Origin of the sequence: Gordonia terrae (genome assembly GCF_001698225.1) — a bacterium.
GTDB classification, from domain to species: domain Bacteria; phylum Actinomycetota; class Actinomycetes; order Mycobacteriales; family Mycobacteriaceae; genus Gordonia; species Gordonia terrae.
In genome coordinates this window covers 1619567-1637433 of the sequence record NZ_CP016594.1, presented here as the reverse complement: position 1 = coordinate 1637433, position 17867 = coordinate 1619567, and the positions used below count along the sequence as shown (strand labels likewise).

Sequence of the window (17867 nt, the reverse complement as noted above, 5' to 3'; positions counted from 1 at the left end):
TCTTGCACAGCTTAGTGAAAAGGGGCTCCGAACTGGGCCGAAGTCGATGATCACGATCCCGGAACGGCCCAAGATTCGTTCAGTAGTAGTAGACGGAGTCCGTGGAATTCCCGGCCGCGATGGCCACGATGATGATGGCGACCCACACGATCGCGCCGACGATGGCGAGAGCGCCGGTGATGATCCCGGCGAGTGCCATGCCCGATCCGGTCTGCGTGTCCCCCGCCTGCTCGACCTCGCGTCGGCTCATGACACCGAGGACCACCGCGGCGATGCCGACCGGGAACGAGATGAGGAAGCACGCGGCGAGCATCACCAGCCCGACGATTCCCGAGATCAGCGCCCCGATGGCCTTGCCATTGGTGCTCTTCTGCGGTGGCGCGTATCCGTAACCGCCGCCGTAGGGCGCTGCGCCGTACGGGTTCTGCGACCCGTACGCACTCCCGTAGGCGGGCGCCTGGCCTGCTTGGTACGGATCGTTGTACTGACCGTAGGACCCGCCGGGCGGTTGCGTGTAGGGATCCTGGCCCGGCGTCCCGTACCCCTGGCCGCCGGCCGGCGATCCGTAAGCACTTTGGCCGTACTGGTCCTGGCCGTAGACGTTCTGGCCGGACGGGTTCTGCCCGTAGGGGTTCTGGCCGTATGCATTCTGGCCGTAGGGGTCCGACGACGGGCCCGGCTGGTAGGTCTGGCCGTACTCGGTCGGCGCGTACTCCGGAGCGGCACCCTGGCCCTGGTCACCCTTGCTGAGGTTGGGGCCGGAACTGCCCGAGGACCCCGAACTCGGCACCGTACCCCAGTCGTCCTGGCCCTGGCCCGAACCCTGTCCCGGTGGATAACTCACGCACAACCCCCATGTAGATCCGACACAATGTGTTCACCAGCCTAACGACTAGACTCGACCGGTGTCTGGCGTCATCTCCGGCTTCACGGTGATCTTCATTGTAGTCGGGGTGGGTTACGTCCTCGGGCGCACGCGTGTCATCGGCGACCATGCGCACGAAGTCCTGTCCCGCCTGGTGTTCTTCGTCTTCACCCCGGCACTCCTGTTCCACTCGATGGTCACCTCCGACCTGTCGGTCGTCTTCTCGGCGACGCTCGTGATCGCCGGTGGCACCGCATTCCTCATGGGCGTCGTCTACGTGGTGATCGCCAGACTCTGGCTTCGACGCGCGGTCCCCGAACTCGTGATCGGCGGCCTGTCGGCGTCCTACGTGAACAGTGTGAACCTCGGACTGCCGATCGCCATCTTCGTGCTCGACGACGCGTCGTTCATCGCGCCGTTGCTGCTGTTCCAGATCCTGATCTACTCACCGGTGGCACTGCTCGCACTCGATCTCACCGCACTCGACCGCGACTCGGGGCGCTCACTCCTGCGGGACTCCCTGGTCGCCCCGATCACCAATCCGATCGTCGTCGGCGGACTCGCCGGACTGGCTCTCTCGCTGATCGGTTGGACGCCGCCGGCCGCGGTCATGTCGCCGCTGAAGATGCTGGGCGACGCCTCGGTACCCGCGGCCCTGCTCGCGTTCGGGTTGTCGCTGACCGGCGTCGCGGTGTTCAAGAAGGGGCAGAGCCCCCGCCGCGACATCGCGCTGGCGAGTGTTCTGAAGATGATCGTCATGCCGATCACCGTGTATGTGGTCGCCCGCTGGGGCTTCGGACAGCAGGGCGAGGCCCTGTTCGCCCAGGTCGTCATCGCGGCGTTGCCCACGGCACAGAACGTCCTGGTGTACGCCACCCGTTACCGGCGCGGGCAGATCCTCGCCCGGGACACGGCGCTGATCACGACCCTCGCGTCGATTCCGACCATCATGGTGGTCGCGCTCCTGCTCGCGTGACCGGTCAGGCGTCCGGCTCGTCGCGGGGCACGTACTTGACGTCGACGCCGCCCATCAGCGCGAGTCCCGTCACCCGCACGACCGGTGCACCGGGGCGAGACGCCTTCTGCGATCTGCCGCTGAAAGCACCCATGACGCCGAGTCCCCCGATCTCGACGGTGACCCCGTCGGGCACCTTGATCTCGACGCCGCCCATGATCGCCACGCACTGCACCGTCAGTACCGGAGCGGTGAACTCCACCTCCCGCAGGTCGAGTTCGACCCCGCCCATGATGGCGGTGGCGGTGAGCTGATCGGCGACCACCGCGGTCCCCGACAACTCGCTTCCGGACATGATCGCCAGTCGGTGACGGACGGCTGCATCCGAGCTCCCACCTGTCACCCGCGGCCCGGGTGACAAGCTGGCCGCGGGCATGGCGACGCCGAGCTGCGCGACCGGCAGATCGTCGGTCAGTGCATCGAGATCACCGAAGGTCTTGGCGAGCACCGCTTTTCCGGCGCGCTCCTCGTACTCGACAGGTGAGAGACTGCCGTGCGCCATGGCGGCGGAGAGGATCTCGTGGACCAGTTCGCGGTCCGCGTCCGCGGCACGGAGCCGGGCTCGACGGTCGTCGGGAATCGGGAGTTCGCCGGGTTCGGTCACGTCTGCAGACCCTAGTGGGCCGAGTCCTGCTCGACCACCCTGATCTTTCCCGGAGTCGACCCCGAGTGCCGAGCGGGCCGCGCTCTCGTCACGACGACCCGGCTGCCCAACCGGCCGACGAAAGCCCCCGCTGAGCGGCATAATTCATCAGGTCCGGGCGGGACGGCCGGCCGGCGACCATCGGAGGCGAAGATGAGCCAGCCCCACGACCCGGGCCGGCCCGGCGCAGGCCAGCCGGGACCGACCCCCTCGGGACACCAGTCGCCGTACGGCTCCTCATATCCCCAGCAGCCGCCTTTCCCGGGCGGCGGATACGAATCGTCGGGGGGCTTCGGGCAACCCGGCCCCTACGGTGGTTACCCGCCGCCCCCTCCGCCGCGGAAGGACCGCGCCGGGATGCGACGATGGGGAAAGATCCTCACGCTGGTCGGTGTGGTGATCCTGGTCCTGTCCGTCGCGGTGGGGGTGATCCTCGCGGTCGCCGGCATCGGGAACGTGGTCGACCAGGCGGACAAGGCGTTCCAGGTCGATCCCACCGCCGAGCAGTACTACGACGCCGGCGACGAGTTCCAGTTGTTCAGCACCAGCGCCTCGAATGGCGTGCCCGCCTGCGAGATCACCGGTCCCGCCGCGCTGGCACCGGGGACGAACACGACAACCGAGTTCACCTTCGACGGCTCCGGAGTCGAATCGTTCGACTCCTTCGAGGTCGTCGAATCCGGCACCTACTCGTTCCGATGCGATTCGCCCGCCGTCGTCGCATCGCTGGACGCATCCGGCATCTTCAGCGGCGTCGGGGGTGTGCTGCTGGCGGTCTTCGGCGGTGGACTCGGTGGTCTGCTCGCGCTGGTGGGCATCGTGCTCTGGATCGTCGCCGGCCGAAAGCCGGCGACGGCTTGACGACGCCATCCGTCGTACATCGTCGCGCGGCGGCGGCGGAGGCTGATCGAAGTCAGCCGCGGCGACGGCCCTTTCGAGCCCGTAGGTAGTCGCCGACCACGGCGGCGCCGAGACCGTCGACATCCGGTGCCACCACGCGTCCGCCGATCCGGCGCGCGATCTGGTCCATGAAATGCGCCAGCCCGGGATCCTCGCCGAGCCGGAAGAACGTGACCTGTGCGCCGATTCGGGCGACATGGTCGAGTTCGCGGACCGTGAGCGCGATGGTCTGCGGGTGCGGCGGATAGAAGAAGAACGGCTCCCCGCTGGGATCGAGATGCGCGGTGGGCTCTCCGTCGGTGACCACCAGGACCACCGGCTGAGCGTTCGGGAACCGTCGTAGGTGCCGCTGCGCGAGCAGCAACGCGTGGTGCAGGTTGGTGCCCTGTTCCATGCGCGGCTGCAGACCAGTCAGCTCCGCGATGTCGATCGAGCGCGCATACCTGCCGAACGCGATGAGGTGCAGCTCGTCGCTGCGGAAACGGGTGGAGATCAGGTGGTTCAGGGCGATCGCGGTGCGCTTCATCGGCGTCCACCGGCCCTCCATCTCCATCGAGAACGATGTGTCGACGAGGAGCACGACCGCCGCCTGTGTCCGGCTCTCGGTCTCCGAGACCTCGACGTCGCGGACATCGATGCGCACACCCGACCGCGCCATCTCCGAAGTCGCCAAGGACGGCTCGGTGGTCTCGGAGACGGTGCGCAGCACCGCATTCGAGACGGTGCGGGTGACATCCCAGGGATCGGTGTCACCGAACTCCCACTCACGGGAGGCGCCGGTCGGCTCACCCAGCAACCCGGTCTGGCGGGTCTGGCGATCGCCGCGGCGGCCCGACAGCTGTTCGGCGATGTCCCGGAAGATCGACTGACCGAGCTGACGCATCGCCTTGGGACTCAGGCGCAGCTGCCCGTCGGCGGTGCGGTCGAAGAATCCCTGTTCGGACAGCGCTTTCTCGAGCTCGGCCAGCATCCGGGCGTCGACCGCCGCATCGTCGCCGAGCTGGCGGGCGAGCGCATCCAGGTCGATGTCGTCCATCTGCGCGCCCGCGTACTGTTGCGACAACTGCTCGGAGAGCGCTTCGAGTTCGGAGATGTCACGCAGGGCGGCGGCGCCCTCACCCAGTCCCATCGGCTGATCGCCGGAGAAGGATTGCGCGTTGTCCCAGTCGAGACCGGGCCGGGCCGCCCGGAGCTGCGAATCCATCTGCGCGAGTTGGTTCATCAGGTCGGGCGAGCCGAACGCCTGCTGCGCCAGCTGATCGAGTTCGGCCCGTTGCTCAGGGGTCAGCGAGTTGTAGAACTGTTGCGCCGCGGCCGCCCGCTGGGCGAGCGAATCGATGAGTTCTTCGGTGTTGCGCGGGTTCTCCGGGAAGAACTCGCCGTGCTTCCCCATGAACTCGTCGAACGCCTCCGCGGTGTCCTCACCCCGGTTGTGCGCCTCGAGGAGCTTGTTCAGATCCCCGAGCATCTCCGAGATCCGTTGCCGATCCTGCTCGTTCGCACCCTCGAGCGCTTCCTTCATGCCCGCGAAACGTTGATCGAGCAGTTCCCGGCCGAGCAGGTCCTTGATCTTGTCGTAGTCCTCGCGAGCCTGTGGACTGCGCCAGTCGTACTCCGACAGTTCTTCGACGGCCTGCGCCGTCGACGGCGGAAGACTGCCGATCTGCATCTCGGCGAACCGGGCGTCGTCGTCGAGATCACGCGCGAGCTGTTTGCGTTCTTCGAGAACCGCGCGGTCGAGGAGTTCGCGGATCTCGGCGAAGGTGCCGTCGAGGTTCCGCTTCTTCAGCAATTCCTGCCGGCGACGGTTGATCTGTTCGCGCAGCTTGTCGAGTCCGCGCATGTCCGGCGTCCCGCGACGCAGCAGCTCCCGCAGGGCACGCTGCGGCGAGGCGCCGGCCATCACGTCCTCGCCGATCGTCTCCAGCGCCTCGCGCAGATCGACCGGTGGCGCCAGCGGATCGGGCCCGCCGGTGTACCGCTGGTAGCGCGAACGATGGAAGCTCTTGCGCGCCATGTGTTCTCCCTATTCTTTCGATGCGGCGCCCTTCGTGGCTCGTCGCTTTCGCTCCTCGCACCTCAGGGGACAGAAAATGTCAGCCGTAGATCGTCTGTCCGGTCTCGTCGGCCTCTTTGCCGATGCGACGAGCCAGGAACAGGCCCTCGAGGGCCAATTCGACGGCGCTGGCCCGCTCCCCCTCGCTGTCGGCCTCCAGCCGATCGGCGATCTGGTCGAGGACTGCCGCAGTGGTGTCGGGCGACGGGATGGACTCCAGCAGGTCGCCCGCCCGCACACGATCGCCGGTCACGACCGGTTCGCCTTCCTCGAGTGCGGAGACCAGCGGCGCCATGTCGATACCGCCCAGATGCGCCCGCACGGCGTCGGCGATGGACTTGCGCATCAGGTGTTCGAGGATCTCCAGTTCACGACCCTCTTCACCGGACTCGAACTCGATCTTGCCGCGCAGCACCTCGATCACCGACTCGAGATCGACGACCCGTGCGACCGCCTGGTCCTCACCGGTGACGGTCGCACGGTGAAGTGCTGCCGCGGCAACGGTTTCGGCACCGGCGATGGAGAATCGCGCCGAGACCCCCGAGCGCTGGTCGATCGAGGGATGGTCGCGGGCGTAGCGGGTGAACCGCGCCAGGATCTCGGTGATGAACGTCGGGACGCTGGCGGTGAGGTCGGCTTCCTGCTCGATGACCGACACCTCGTCGTCGAGCTCGAGCGGGTAGTGCGTGCGGATCTCGGCGCCGAAGCGGTCCTTGAGCGGGGTGATGATGCGACCGCGGTTGGTGTAGTCCTCCGGGTTGGCGCTGGCCATCACGAGGACGTCGAGCGGCAGGCGCAGCGTGTAGCCGCGGACCTGGATGTCGCGCTCCTCCATCACGTTGAGCATGGACACCTGGATGCGTTCGGCGAGGTCGGGCAGCTCGTTGATGGCGACGATGCCGCGATGCGCGCGCGGGATGAGCCCGAAGTGGATGGTCTCCGGGTCGCCGAGACTCCGCCCTTCGGCCACCTTCATCGGGTCGATGTCGCCGACGAGATCGGCGACCGAGGTGTCCGGCGTCGCCAGCTTCTCGCTGTATCGCTGGGAACGGTGCCGCCATTCGATCGGCAGGTCGTCGAGGAGGTTGGCAGCTTTCCGGATCGATCCCGGGGTGATCGGCTCATACGGGTGCTCGCCCAGCTCCGAACCCGTGATCACCGGCGTCCACTCGTCGAGGAGGCCGACGAGCGTGCGCAGGATGCGCGTTTTGCCCTGGCCGCGCTCGCCGAGCATCACGACGTCGTGGCCTGCGATCAGCGCACGCTCGAGTTGCGGGATGACGGTCGCCTCGAAGCCCACGATGCCGGGCCAGGGGTCGCGGCCCGCGCGGAGCGCCGACAACAGGTTGTTGCGGATCTCGTCGCGGATGCTGCGCTGCACGTGGCCGCTGGCACGGAGTTCGCCGAGGGTCCGGGGCGACGGGTGGCGGGTTTCGGTCGATTGAGAACCATGGGTGGTGACGTTGTCCTCTGGCACCTGATCCACGCTACTCCGAGTTGGGATCTGCGTCTGCGCCGTTGCGGTCGCCTACCCGGCAGGTGCGGGCGTCCAGGCCGGGTCGCGTCCGATGAAGCCCATCAGCCGGCTCACCACGTCGGCATCGTCGGGCACCTCGACCTTCGGGCCGTACTGGCCCGAGCTGCGCAACATCTCGTCGATGGACGCCATGCCGCCGAGGAGGCGAGCAGCGAACGCAGGGTCGAGATCGGGAGTTGCGCCCTGGGACCGCGCGAGATCCCAGGTGTGCATGAACACGTCGGCGGTGTAGAACTGGTCGACCGCGTCGGCGAGGCGGTGTTCGCCTGCCATCGGGTGGGTGAATGTGTCCTCGGCCGACGGTCCGTCGAGAAGGGCCTGAACCCCCGACGCATGCGCCGACCACGCCCCGGCCGGGTCGTCGGCGACGGTCGGGCCGGCCGGGAGCTCGACGCCGCCGGCGGCGAGGAACCCGGTGAACCAGTCGACGAGGTGGGCGACGACGTCGCGCGCCACCCATCCGTCGACCGGCGTCGGGGCGTTCCAGTCGTTGACGCCGGCGATGACGTCCGCGAAACCGGCGGCGACGTCACGGTGGCGCGCAGCGGCGTCCAAGTCTGCGATGGTCATGTCCGGGGACTCAGACCGTGCCGTCGGACAGCATGCGGTCGAGGGCGGCGTAGCCCTCGTTGACGCCGACCTCCATGCCGGAGGCGAGCCAGCCGTCACGGGCTTCGAAACTGTCGCAGAGGGATTGGGCGTGGAGTCGCGTCGTGCCGTCACCGAGGTCCTCGAACCACAGGGTCTCCAGCGACACCGCGTCGGGCATGCCGAGGAACGTGAACGTCTGGACGATCTTGTCCTCGCCGACGGTGTGGAAGCAGCCGCGGAATCCGAACTCCTGTCCCTCGTGGGTGGAGACATAACTCCAGCTGCCGCCGTCACGGACGTCCCACTCGACGATCCGGCTGCTGATCGCCTCCGGTCCGACCCACCGGACGAAGAGTTCGGGATCGGTGTGGGCCTTCATCAGCTGCGCGGGGGTCCCGCGGAAGTCGCGGGTGATCCGGATCAGCGGCACCTCCTGATCGGCTTCGATGGCGGCCTCGGGATAGCGGGTCTGGGTTGCGGTCATGACACCTTTCCTTCCTTGTGGAGTGGTTGTTCGACCTCGAGGTCCGGCGCTGTCGGATTCTCGGCCTCGGGGCCGTCGTTCATCTCGGCGAGCAGCGCGTCGAGGCGCTGGTAGCGCCCCTCCGCCCGCTTCCGATACCGCTCGATCCACTTGGTCATGAGGTCGAACACCTCGGCTTCCAGATGGACCGGACGGGTTTGGGCCTCCCGGGTGCGGGTCACCATGCCGGCGTCCTCGAGCACTTTCAGATGCTTGGAGACGGCCTGGATGCTGACGTCGTACGGCTCGGCGAGCTGGCTGACCGTCGCATCCGAGACCGCCAGCCGCGCGACCATGTCGCGCCGCGTGGGGTCCGCGAGTGCGGCGAACACCTTGGACAACTCGTCTGCCATCCGAACTCCTCAACCGTTTGGTTGAATACGATCGTGCGCCCCTCCGGGGACGTTGTCAACCCCTTGGTTGAATACCCGCCAGGGCGGCTTGGAGAGAACCCCGGGCCCCGCAAACGACAACTCCCACCACCGGCCGGTCGGCCGAGGGTGGGAGTTGTCGAGGGTGGGTGCGGTCAGGCGGGCCCGATGGGCGCCTCGCCACGCAGGGTGATCCGATGCATCACCCTGCGGGCATCGCCGTAGTCGCGGTTCGCGTAGTGCAGCGTGTTCCGGTTGTCCCACAGCACGAGGTCGCCCAGACGCCAGCGGTGACGGACGATGTGCTCGGGCTTGGTGAGATGCGCGTAGAGCAGGTCGAGGATGCCGCGGCTCTCCGCCTCGGAGACACCGTCGATGTGCGAGGTGAAGCCGGGATTGACGAACAACGACTTCCGTCCGGTCTCGGGGTGGATGCGCACCACCGGGTGGGTGACCGGCACCAGCTCGGTGACCTCTTCGCCGTCCCACGTGTTACCGCGGCCGTTGCGTCGCTGCTTGAGGTAGTAACCGAACTCGCGGTTGCCGTCGTGCACGGCACTGAGTCCGTCGATCATCCGGCGGATCGGCTCCGACAGCGACCGGTACGCGAGCTCGGCGTCCGCCCAGTTGGTGTCACCACCGTTGCGCGGCAACACCACTGGGCGGAGGATCGAGCCCATCGGCGGACGCGGCATGAAGGTGACGTCCGTGTGCCAGACGTCGGCGAATCCGTTGTCGGCGCTGTCGAGCGAGTAGACCTCATTGGGGACGTCGCCGCTGTTCCACACCGGGTGCCCGAAGGTGAGGTCGCCCAATCGATTTCCGAATCGGATGTGCGCCGCGTCGTCGAGATCCTGATCGCGCAGGACGATGACCTTGTAGTCGATCAGCGCCTGCCGAAGCGCGGCGACCTGCGCATCGGAAGCGGATGCGACGTCGACGCCGCGGATCTCGGCGCCGAAACTCGGACCGAACTCGTCGATGTCGAATTCGACTCCGCTGGAGATGGTTCCGGCGTCAGTACGGGAAGCGGTGGCGACGGGGTGTGCGGTGGTGGTCATGAGGATCGTTCTCCGGGTCGAGGAAGGCGAGGGTGGGAGCGGGGTGCGCCGGCGGCGAACCGTGGTGGGAGCCGTCCGCCCAGTTCATCGAGTGGAGAGTGCACTTCCCACCGCCGACCGGACCCCCATGTGACCCCGGAGCGCTCGATGAGCGACCGGGCCTCGTGGCGCGCGGAACGGTGGTGGTGGACACCCGTACTGTCTATCCGTCCGCCGCGCCGCCGGACAGGGTTGAGCCCACGGTGAGGAAAAGGGCGGGCCTCAGGCCACTGCGGCTTCCTTCACGGCGGCTCCGATCTCGGCGCGCAACGCGGCGTACTCCGGCGAACCCCGCAGCTCCTCGGGTTCGACGCCGGTGCGTGGCAACGGCGAGGTGAGATCGAGCGCGACACGTCCGGGACGCTTGGTGAGCACGACGATCCTGCTGCCCAGGAAGGCCGCCTCGTCGGCGCTGTGCGTGACGAAGACGTTGGTGCGTCCGTTGTCGGAACTCACCGCACGCACATCCTCCTGCAACCGTTCTCGCGTCAGTGCGTCCAGCGCCGCGAACGGCTCATCGAGCAGGAGCAGGGAGGTCTCGGCCGCCAGCGCGCGGGCGATCGCGACGCGCTGCTGCTGACCGCCGGAGATCTCCCAGATGCGCCGGTGGGCGGTGTCGTCCAATCCGACCCGTTCGAGGAGTTCGTCCCGGCGCGCCGCCCGTTCGGATTTCGGGACCTTCGCATACTTGAGTGCGAGATCGACGTTGCCGCCCACGGTCTTCCACGGGAACAGACGCGGTTGCTGGAACACGACACCCGAGGACACCCCGGGCACCGGGACAGCGCCCGAGACCACCACCTCACCCGACGTCGCGGGCTCGAACCCGGCGATCAGCCGCAGGAGGGTGGACTTGCCGCATCCGGATGCACCCACCAGCACCAGGAACTCCCCCGGCGGGACGTCGAGATCGACCGGGCCGACCGCGGTCACCGCGTCCGCACCCGTCCCATACCGCTGGGACACGTTGTGCAGGCGGATCGCGCCGCGCTCACCCGCGGAGCGTCCGGTGTCGACGATCTGGCTACTGCTGCTCGAGGACACCCGGCAATCCCTCTGTGTAGATGGCATCTCGGAAGGTCTCGATCGGCGGGGCCGCGGGGATCTGCTGCTGCTCGGCGAGGAACACCGCTGCGCTGTGCAGATTCTCGGACAGATTGCCCGGGTTGCCCTGCGTGCCCAGCCACGTCGGACTCGTGAGCTCCGCGACGGTGAGGTAGGTGCCCTGCTTCAGCTGGTTGGCCGCATCCTCCGGGGTCGTACCCAGCTGCGCGGCGATGGCGTCGGCCGCGGCCTGCGGGTCGTCCTTGATGAGGGTCAGCGCCCGGGCCTGGACCTGACGCCAGGTGTTCACGACGTCGGGGTTCGCCGCGGCGAAGTCACTGGAGACCACCCCGAGGTCGAGCGTGGGCTTGCCGGCGGTGGCCAACTGTCGACTGGCGATGAGAGTCTTTCCGTCCTGGCGCAATTCGTCGAGGGTGGGCAGCCAGGTGTAGACCGCGTCGATGTCGCCGCGTTGCCAGGCGGCCAGCGAGGCCTGCGGTTGCAGGTCGATCAGGTCCACGTCTTTCGGGTTCACGCCGGCCTGGTCGAGCGCGGCGAGCAGGCTGTAGTGGGCGGTGGAGGCGAATGCCGTGGCCACCCGCTTGCCCTTGAGGTCGGCGACGGTGTTGATCCCGGTTCCGTTGCGCGCGACGAGCGCCTCGTTGTCGCCCGCGACATCGAGGACGAAGGCCACCTGGTACGGGATGTTCAAGGGCGCGGACAGTCCGCGGGCCACCGGACTGGAGCCGATGGCGGCGAAGTCGACCTCTTTGGCGACGAACGCGGTGTTGATGTCGGCACCGGAGTCGAACTTGGTCCACTTGATGTTGTAGTCCGGCAGGGCCTCTTCGAGCCAGCCGTTGTTCTTGACGATGAGGTCGCCGCTCGGGAAGGACTGGTAGGCGAGCCGGATCGTCGGCTTGCTGTCGTCGCCGGAGTTGTCGACCGAGCACCCGGCGAGTATCAGTGTGATCGCAGCGATCACCCCGAGCGCCGCACCGAACCGCGAGCGGCGCAGTCCGTTCGATCGCCCGAGCCGGCTCGAGCCGGTCCCCCTGTGTGTGAAGCTCATGTCCCTCAGACCTTTCCGCGCCACGGCACCACTCGATGCTCGATTGTTCGAAGGAGCCCGTCGATGATCAGTCCGGACAGACCGATGGCGATGATGCCGACCAGTACGACGGGTGTGTTGTTGTAGTTGCTGGCGTCCTTGACCACGCCACCGATTCCGGGAATGCCGTTGAACAGCTCGGCCGCGACCACCGAGGAGTAGGCGATGCCGACCGAAAGCCGTACACCGGTGAAGGTCTCGGGCAGCGCCGACGGTACGACGACGTCGCGGATCACCTCGGACCGCGACGCACCGAGCGCGCGGGCCGCCTCGATGAGACCCACCGGCGCGGCACTGACCGCGGCGGTGGTCGCCACCGCGGCAGGCGGCAGCGCGGCCAGGGCCAGCAGCGTGATCTTGGGAGCCTCGTCGATGCCGAGCCAGATGACCAGCAGGAAGAAGTAGGCCAGCGGCGGCAGTGCGCGCAGGAACGTCAGCCACGGTTCGAGCAGTCGCCGGAGGGACACCACCGTTCCCATCGCCAGTCCGAGCAGGACTCCGAGGATCACACCGATGGCCACGCCGGCGAAGACCCGGCGCAGGGTCATGTACAGGTGTTCCCACCAGTAGTAGTCGGCGTAACCGCGGACGCCGTCGTGCGTGGTGGACATGTCGACGAAGGCCTGCCACACCGTGCCGAGACGCGGCACGAAGGTCTCGCTCCAGATCCCGCTGACGGCGACGAGCTGCCACACCGCAGCGAACACCACCACCGACAGCAGCGGGAGTCCCACCCGGGTCAACAGGGATCGCACGCGCGAAGAACCACCGGGCGACGTGCGCTCCGCCCCACCACCCGCTTCTTCCGGGGTGATGTCCACAAACAAGGTCACCGTGCATGTCTAGACATCGCAAACCCCCACGAACAGAGTTTTCGTCGTCGAGAGGAAAACTCCCGTCCGATACCTACAAAAGCGGCCACGTGTGCATGTCGCGCGATCTTTTCGCAGTGGCGGCGCTTTCAGGGAGCTGGCGTTCAAGGCGCAGGGTTCAGGAAGCCCGCCGGTGCAGGACCGCACGGCGACTTCGGCGACTCCCGTCAGCGCGGACCGAACCCGAGCGTTAAAAACAGACCGGTCGCGGTCCAGCCGGGTTCGTCGTCGTCGAGATCGGCGTCCCGTGGACAAGCGTTCCACACGTCGTTCCAGTCGGCGAGTGCTCGTGCCACTTTGGGGTCGACAGTGGTTCCCCGACAGCCACATCAGTGGTTCATCGTCGACCGCAGTCTCGCAACTGCAGCGACCACGACTTACCCTAGCGGTCAAAAAGAGGCGCGAGGAGCGCAAGCGACGAGACCTCCCCCGCCCCCTGAGGTGCGAGGAGCGCAAGCGACGAGACCTCCCCCGCCCCCCTGAGGTGCGAGGAGCGCAAGCGACGAGACCTCCCCCGCCCCCCTGAGGTGCGAGGAGCGCAAGCGACGAGCCTCGAAGGGTTCGCAACGGGGTTCAGCCCAAAGATCTCGGACTCAATTGTTCGACAGCGAGCCAAATCCGAGACGGATGGGACAGGAGTTCACCCATGTGAACGATCCACGCACAGTCAACGGGAAACGACGCACAGTCGACGAAATACGGTGCACAGTAGATGATTTCGCGAATATCGGTTGTGGAATTTCCTCGAAATCGAACGAACGTTCCCGTACAGTGGAGACATGCCAGAGCTCGCCATTCTCCTCGACCACCTCATCGAGACCACCCCGCCCACCGACGACCCCACCGGCGCAGCAACATTCGACGCACTGAACACACTTCGACTCATACGCAATATCGCCGACCACCAGATCGTCAACCACACAGCACAACTCGACGAACTCGGCGTCGCACAGAAAGTCGGGAGCACCACCAAGAGGATGCTGATCGAGTCAGGGCACGCACCGAGCTCGGCCCACCGCGTCATGCGCAGCGTCGACGCCCTACCCACCCTCCCCACACTTGCTCGTCACGCCGCTGATGGGCGACTGACCAGCGAGATCGTCGACGCGATCGTGCGCGGACTGAACGAGATCGAGAAGCGTTGTGGCGAACCTCTTTCCGACGACGACATGAGTTCGTACGAGTTGGAGATCCTCACTCAGGCGCTGTCCGGTGCGACGCCAACAGAAGTACTCAAGCACGCCCGAGTCATCACCAACAGCCTTGCCGGCGCTTCCGACACCGGTGTACCCGCGGCCGACGACGCAGCGCTGAACTCAGTCAACGCGCACACCACTGACGACGGCCGTGTCGACATCCGCGCCGACGTCACCCAGGTGGTTGGCGAGAAGTTCATGGCCATGATCGACGAACGATCCTGCCCACGCCCCGAACCCGACGGCGCCGACGACCGCCGCACCGCAGAACAACGCCGCGCCGACGCCTTCGAACTGATTCTGGACCAAGCCGCACTCGGAGCCACCCTCGACACCGTTGGTTCCCCACGGACACAACTCATGCTCACGATCCCCGCCACCGGAGACCCGGCCGCCCTGCCCTGGACCGGATCCGTCAGCCATGCAACAGCGAAACAGCTGTCGTGCGACGGGTCGCTGACCGAAATCGTCCTCGACGGCGAAGGTGTACCGCTACAGATGGGCCACACCCACCGCCTGTTCCCACCACACCTACGACGAGCGACGATCGTGCGAGACCAATGCTGCATCAAATGCGGTGCACCACCATCACACACCCAGGTGCATCACATCGAGCACTGGGCCGACGGCGGACCCACCGACCTCGACAACGGCTGCCTGCTCTGCCAACGCTGCCACACCCAAGTCCACCACCACGGGTGGGACATCGTCATGGGCTTCGACCGCCACCCCTGGCTGGTGCCACCCGCCTCGATCGACCCACAACGCCGACCACGACCCGCCCACAACCGACGCACCATGCGCCTCGACAACGCCGCCTGACACTCCCATCGACCAGAACCCTCGCGCAGCGCCTTCCCGCACCCGATCCTTGCTCGGGACCGCATCCGTCCCTTGACAACTCCACAGTGACACAGCAGTGCGGCCCGTTCCCGGTCGAATCGTGGGCCGGGAACGGGCCGCACTGCGAATTCTCGTCGCTACTCCGTCCTCGCAACCAGGAGCATCAGCGGGGGCCGGCGAGTCCGCGGTTCCCCCGGATCAGACAGCAGCGGAGCAGCGGTTGTCGGCCGGGGTCGTCCCCGAGGCCGACGCCTCAACTGAACGCGAGCCACCCCGCGAGCCCGAGTCCGCAGACTCCGACCACGATCCGAAGTGGTCCGGGCGGTAGGCGTTTCACCACGGGCGGACCACACCATCCACCGGCCAGGCAGCCGACGGCCATGGCGAGCGCCGCCCACCACTCGACGGGTCCCCAGATCATGAATCCGACGGCGGCGACCGTGTTGGCGATGCCGAGGAACAACGATTTGGACAATGCTGCGCGCCACAATGGTTCGCTGGTCACCACGAGCATCAGCGCGAGGATCATGATCCCGGCCCCCGCGCCGAAGTATCCGCCGTACACCGAGATCAGCGTCAATCCCAGGATGAACACCCAGGGTCGTTCGACGTGTGAGGTCGCCCAGCGTCGCAGGACGGGTTGTACGAGTAGCGCGACCGCGGCGATCGCCACGAGGAACGGCACAACGGCCTCGAACGCCTCGGCCGGCGTCGAGAGCAGCAGCACCGCACCGACCGTGCCGCCGATCAGCGAGGCGACTGCGCCGATGATCAGACGCCGCCGGTCACCGTCGAGGAGGGAGCGTCCCGACTGTGCGGTGCTCCCCACCCCGACGGCGACCAGCGCGACCGTGTTCGTGACGTTGGCGGCGATCGGACTGAGTCCGACGGCGAGCAGCGCGGGATAGCTGACGATCGAGGCCAGCCCGGTGATGTAGCCGATCAGGCCGGCGCCGAACCCGGCGACGACCAGTAGAGCGAGCTCAGTGAGCGAAATGGCGCGCCCCGGTGAGGTAGAGCGTCACGCCCGCCTCATCGGCCGCCTCGATCACCTCGTTGTCGCGAATCGATCCGCCGGGCTGGGCAACGGCTTTCACCCCGGCCGACAGCAGTACCTGCAGTCCGTCCGGGAAGGGGAAGAATGCATCCGACGCCCCGACGCTGCCTGCCGCTCGGTCACCCGCGCGCTGCACGGCGAGATGCGCGGAGTCGACGCGGTTGACCTGCCCCATGCCCACCCCGACCGACGCACCGTCGGAGGCGAGCAGAATGGCATTGGACTTGACCGAACGACAGGCCCGCCAGGCGAATTCGAGGTCGGCGAGAGTCTGGTTGTCGGCCGGCGGTCCGGCCACGAGGTTCCAGTTGGCCGGATTGTCACCGTCGGCGTCGAGGACGTCACGCTGCTGCATCAGCAATCCGCCCGACACCGGCTTGGTCTCGATCCCGGTCGCCGCCGGCGGGGTGGCCACCAGGACTCGGATGTTCTTCTTTCGGGTCAGGACCGAGAGCGCGCCGTCGGCGAAACCGGGCGCGACGATGACCTCGGTGAAGATCTCGGCGACCTGCTCGGCCATCTCCACGGTGATCTCGCGATTCGCGGCGATGACACCGCCGTAGGCGCTGATCGGATCGCAGGCATGCGCCTTCCGATGCGCCTCTGCGATGTCGGCACCGATGGCGATCCCGCACGGGTTCGCATGTTTGATGATCGCGACCGCCGGGGCATCGAAGTCGTACGCGGCGCGCCAGGCGGCATCGGCGTCGGTGTAGTTGTTGTAGCTCATCTCCTTGCCGTGGAGCTGCTCGGCGGTCGCGACCCCGCCGGCGCCGGCGTTCCCGACATACAGCGCGGCCGCCTGGTGCGGGTTCTCGCCGTAGCGCAGCACCGCGGAGCGGGTCCAGGTCGCCCCGGCCCACGCCAGGAACTGCGAGTCGTCCTCGGGCGCAACGACGCTCGACATCCACGACGCCACCGCGACGTCGTAGTCGGCGGTGTGCCGGAACGCCTTTGCCGCGAGCTCCTTCCGGTCGGCGAGGGAGAAGCCCTCCGCGGCAACGGCCTCGGTCACCCGTGCATAGTCCTCGGGATCGACCACGACGGCGACCGACGGATGGTTCTTGGCTGCGCCGCGCACCATCGACGGACCGCCGATGTCGATCTGCTCGATGCACTCGTCCGGCGTCGCGCCCGAGGCCACCGTCGCGGTGAACGGGTAGAGGTTGACGACGACGAGATCGAATGCGGCGACGCCCAACTCGTCGAGCTGCGCGACATGATCGGACTTTCGGGTGTCGGCGAGGATGCCCGCGTGGACCTTCGGGTGCAAGGTCTTGACGCGCCCGTCGAGACATTCGGGGAAGCCGGTCAGCGTCGACACCTCGACGACCGGGACACCCGCGCCTGCGATGGTCTTCGCGGTCGATCCGGTGGACACGATCTCCACCCCGGCCGCATGGAGCGCCGTCGCGAGATCGGTGAGACCGCTCTTGTCGTAGACACTCACCAGAGCGCGCCGAATCGGTCGACGAGAACTGTCAGGGCTGTGTGCGTTCACGGGATGCGGGCCTTTCGTCCATCGATGACTACTCCTCTGGTGACCAGTGCGGCCACCACGTCGGCGAGCAACACGCGCTCGACCGTCTTGATTCGCTCGTGCAGGGTGTCGGCGGTGTCGTCGACATCGACGGTGACCACCTGCTGGGCGAGGATCGGACCGGTGTCCACGCCCTCGTCGACCAGGTGGACCGTCGCGCCGGTGACCTTGACGCCGTAGTCGAGTGCCTCGGCGACACCGTGGGCGCCCGGGAAGGCGGGCAGCAGCGCCGGGTGACTGTTGACGACACGTCCACCGAACCGTCCGAGAAAGGCCGGGCCGAGGATCTTCATGAACCCGGCGGTCACCACCCACTCCGGTCCGATCGCGGCGACCTGCTCGGTCAGCGCACGATCCCACGTCGCGCGGTCGGCGTGGTCGGCGACACGGCAGGTGATGAGCGGGATCTCGTTGCGCTGCGCGACCTCTTGCGCGCGGCACACACGGTCGACGACGATCGCCGCAACCCGAAACGGGGAATCCTCGGCGCCACCGCGCGCGATCAGCGACTCCAACAGCGAACCGGTGCCCGACGCCATCACCACCAGCGGGGTGCGGCCGGGTGCCGTCGGGGATGTCACGTCGTCGAGACTAATCGCCGCA

At 67.4% G+C, this 17867-nt stretch carries 17 protein-coding genes; 3 read left to right on the top strand and 14 right to left on the bottom strand.

The window, feature by feature from the left end; genetic code table 11:
• Positions 1-79: 79 nt before the first annotated feature.
• On the bottom strand, positions 80-844 hold the full coding sequence (locus BCM27_RS07440; RefSeq protein ID WP_004020062.1) for a DUF4190 domain-containing protein: 765 nt from the start codon (positions 842-844) through the stop codon (positions 80-82).
• A gap of 61 nt (positions 845-905) precedes the next feature.
• Between BCM27_RS07440 and BCM27_RS07435 the strand changes: the two genes are divergently transcribed.
• Complete coding sequence (locus tag BCM27_RS07435; protein ID WP_033203689.1) at positions 906-1841, top strand: AEC family transporter; 936 nt, start codon at positions 906-908, stop codon at positions 1839-1841.
• Between the two features lie 4 nt (positions 1842-1845).
• Here BCM27_RS07435 and BCM27_RS07430 read toward each other — a convergent pair whose 3' ends face one another.
• Complete coding sequence (locus BCM27_RS07430; protein WP_004020064.1) at positions 1846-2484, bottom strand: DUF1707 SHOCT-like domain-containing protein; 639 nt, start codon at positions 2482-2484, stop codon at positions 1846-1848.
• A 396-nt stretch (positions 2485-2880) separates the two neighbouring features.
• Between BCM27_RS07430 and BCM27_RS07425 the strand changes: the two genes are divergently transcribed.
• Positions 2881-3384 (top strand): hypothetical protein, encoded by a 504-nt coding sequence (locus BCM27_RS07425; RefSeq protein WP_110117406.1) that lies wholly within the window; start codon positions 2881-2883, stop codon positions 3382-3384.
• A 52-nt stretch (positions 3385-3436) separates the two neighbouring features.
• Here the strand turns inward: BCM27_RS07425 and BCM27_RS07420 are convergent, their stop codons facing one another.
• The 9 genes from BCM27_RS07420 to BCM27_RS07380 all read right to left on the bottom strand — a co-directional run bounded on the left by BCM27_RS07420 (position 3437) and on the right by BCM27_RS07380 (position 12589).
• Positions 3437-5440, bottom strand: a complete 2004-nt coding sequence (locus tag BCM27_RS07420; protein WP_004020066.1) for a vWA domain-containing protein — start codon at positions 5438-5440, stop codon at positions 3437-3439.
• A gap of 79 nt (positions 5441-5519) precedes the next feature.
• Complete coding sequence (locus BCM27_RS07415) at positions 5520-6965, bottom strand: sigma 54-interacting transcriptional regulator (protein WP_004020067.1); 1446 nt, start codon at positions 6963-6965, stop codon at positions 5520-5522.
• Between the two features lie 42 nt (positions 6966-7007).
• Positions 7008-7586, bottom strand: coding sequence for a maleylpyruvate isomerase family mycothiol-dependent enzyme (locus BCM27_RS07410; protein ID WP_004020068.1), 579 nt, complete (start codon positions 7584-7586; stop codon positions 7008-7010).
• Positions 7587-7596: 10 nt separating this feature from the next.
• Positions 7597-8091: an SRPBCC domain-containing protein gene (locus BCM27_RS07405; protein WP_004020069.1), complete on the bottom strand. Its 495-nt coding sequence runs from the start codon at positions 8089-8091 to the stop codon at positions 7597-7599.
• The gene (locus tag BCM27_RS07400; protein ID WP_004020071.1) at positions 8088-8483 is read right to left on the bottom strand and encodes an ArsR/SmtB family transcription factor; all 396 of its coding nucleotides are present in this window, start codon (positions 8481-8483) and stop codon (positions 8088-8090) included. Before BCM27_RS07400 ends, BCM27_RS07405 begins: the two co-directional genes overlap by 4 nt.
• A 173-nt stretch (positions 8484-8656) precedes the next feature.
• On the bottom strand, positions 8657-9562 hold the full coding sequence (locus BCM27_RS07395) for a TauD/TfdA dioxygenase family protein (protein ID WP_004020072.1): 906 nt from the start codon (positions 9560-9562) through the stop codon (positions 8657-8659).
• A 261-nt stretch (positions 9563-9823) separates the two neighbouring features.
• Entirely contained in the window at positions 9824-10645 is an 822-nt protein-coding gene (locus BCM27_RS07390) for an ABC transporter ATP-binding protein (protein WP_004020073.1), read from the bottom strand.
• Positions 10626-11717 (bottom strand): taurine ABC transporter substrate-binding protein, encoded by a 1092-nt coding sequence (locus BCM27_RS07385; protein ID WP_004020074.1) that lies wholly within the window; start codon positions 11715-11717, stop codon positions 10626-10628. Before BCM27_RS07385 ends, BCM27_RS07390 begins: the two co-directional genes overlap by 20 nt.
• Positions 11718-11722: 5 nt before the next feature.
• Entirely contained in the window at positions 11723-12589 is an 867-nt protein-coding gene (locus tag BCM27_RS07380; protein WP_033203691.1) for an ABC transporter permease, read from the bottom strand.
• 818 nt (positions 12590-13407) lie between these two features.
• Between BCM27_RS07380 and BCM27_RS07375 the strand changes: the two genes are divergently transcribed.
• On the top strand, positions 13408-14646 hold the full coding sequence (locus BCM27_RS07375) for an HNH endonuclease (protein WP_039865874.1): 1239 nt from the start codon (positions 13408-13410) through the stop codon (positions 14644-14646).
• Between the two features lie 274 nt (positions 14647-14920).
• On the opposite strand, the gene BCM27_RS07370 is transcribed toward BCM27_RS07375, so the two are convergent.
• From BCM27_RS07370 to purN, 3 genes are read right to left on the bottom strand one after another with little or no spacing between them, the layout of a single operon-like run.
• Positions 14921-15664: a sulfite exporter TauE/SafE family protein gene (locus BCM27_RS07370; protein ID WP_081486988.1), complete on the bottom strand. Its 744-nt coding sequence runs from the start codon at positions 15662-15664 to the stop codon at positions 14921-14923.
• Positions 15651-17225, bottom strand: a complete 1575-nt coding sequence (gene purH / locus BCM27_RS07365) for a bifunctional phosphoribosylaminoimidazolecarboxamide formyltransferase/IMP cyclohydrolase (protein ID WP_033203692.1) — start codon at positions 17223-17225, stop codon at positions 15651-15653. The genes BCM27_RS07370 and purH overlap by 14 nt, the downstream gene beginning before the upstream one ends.
• Entirely contained in the window at positions 17222-17845 is a 624-nt protein-coding gene (gene purN, locus BCM27_RS07360; RefSeq protein ID WP_004020080.1) for a phosphoribosylglycinamide formyltransferase, read from the bottom strand. Before purN ends, purH begins: the two co-directional genes overlap by 4 nt.
• Between the last annotated feature and the right edge of the window lie 22 nt (positions 17846-17867).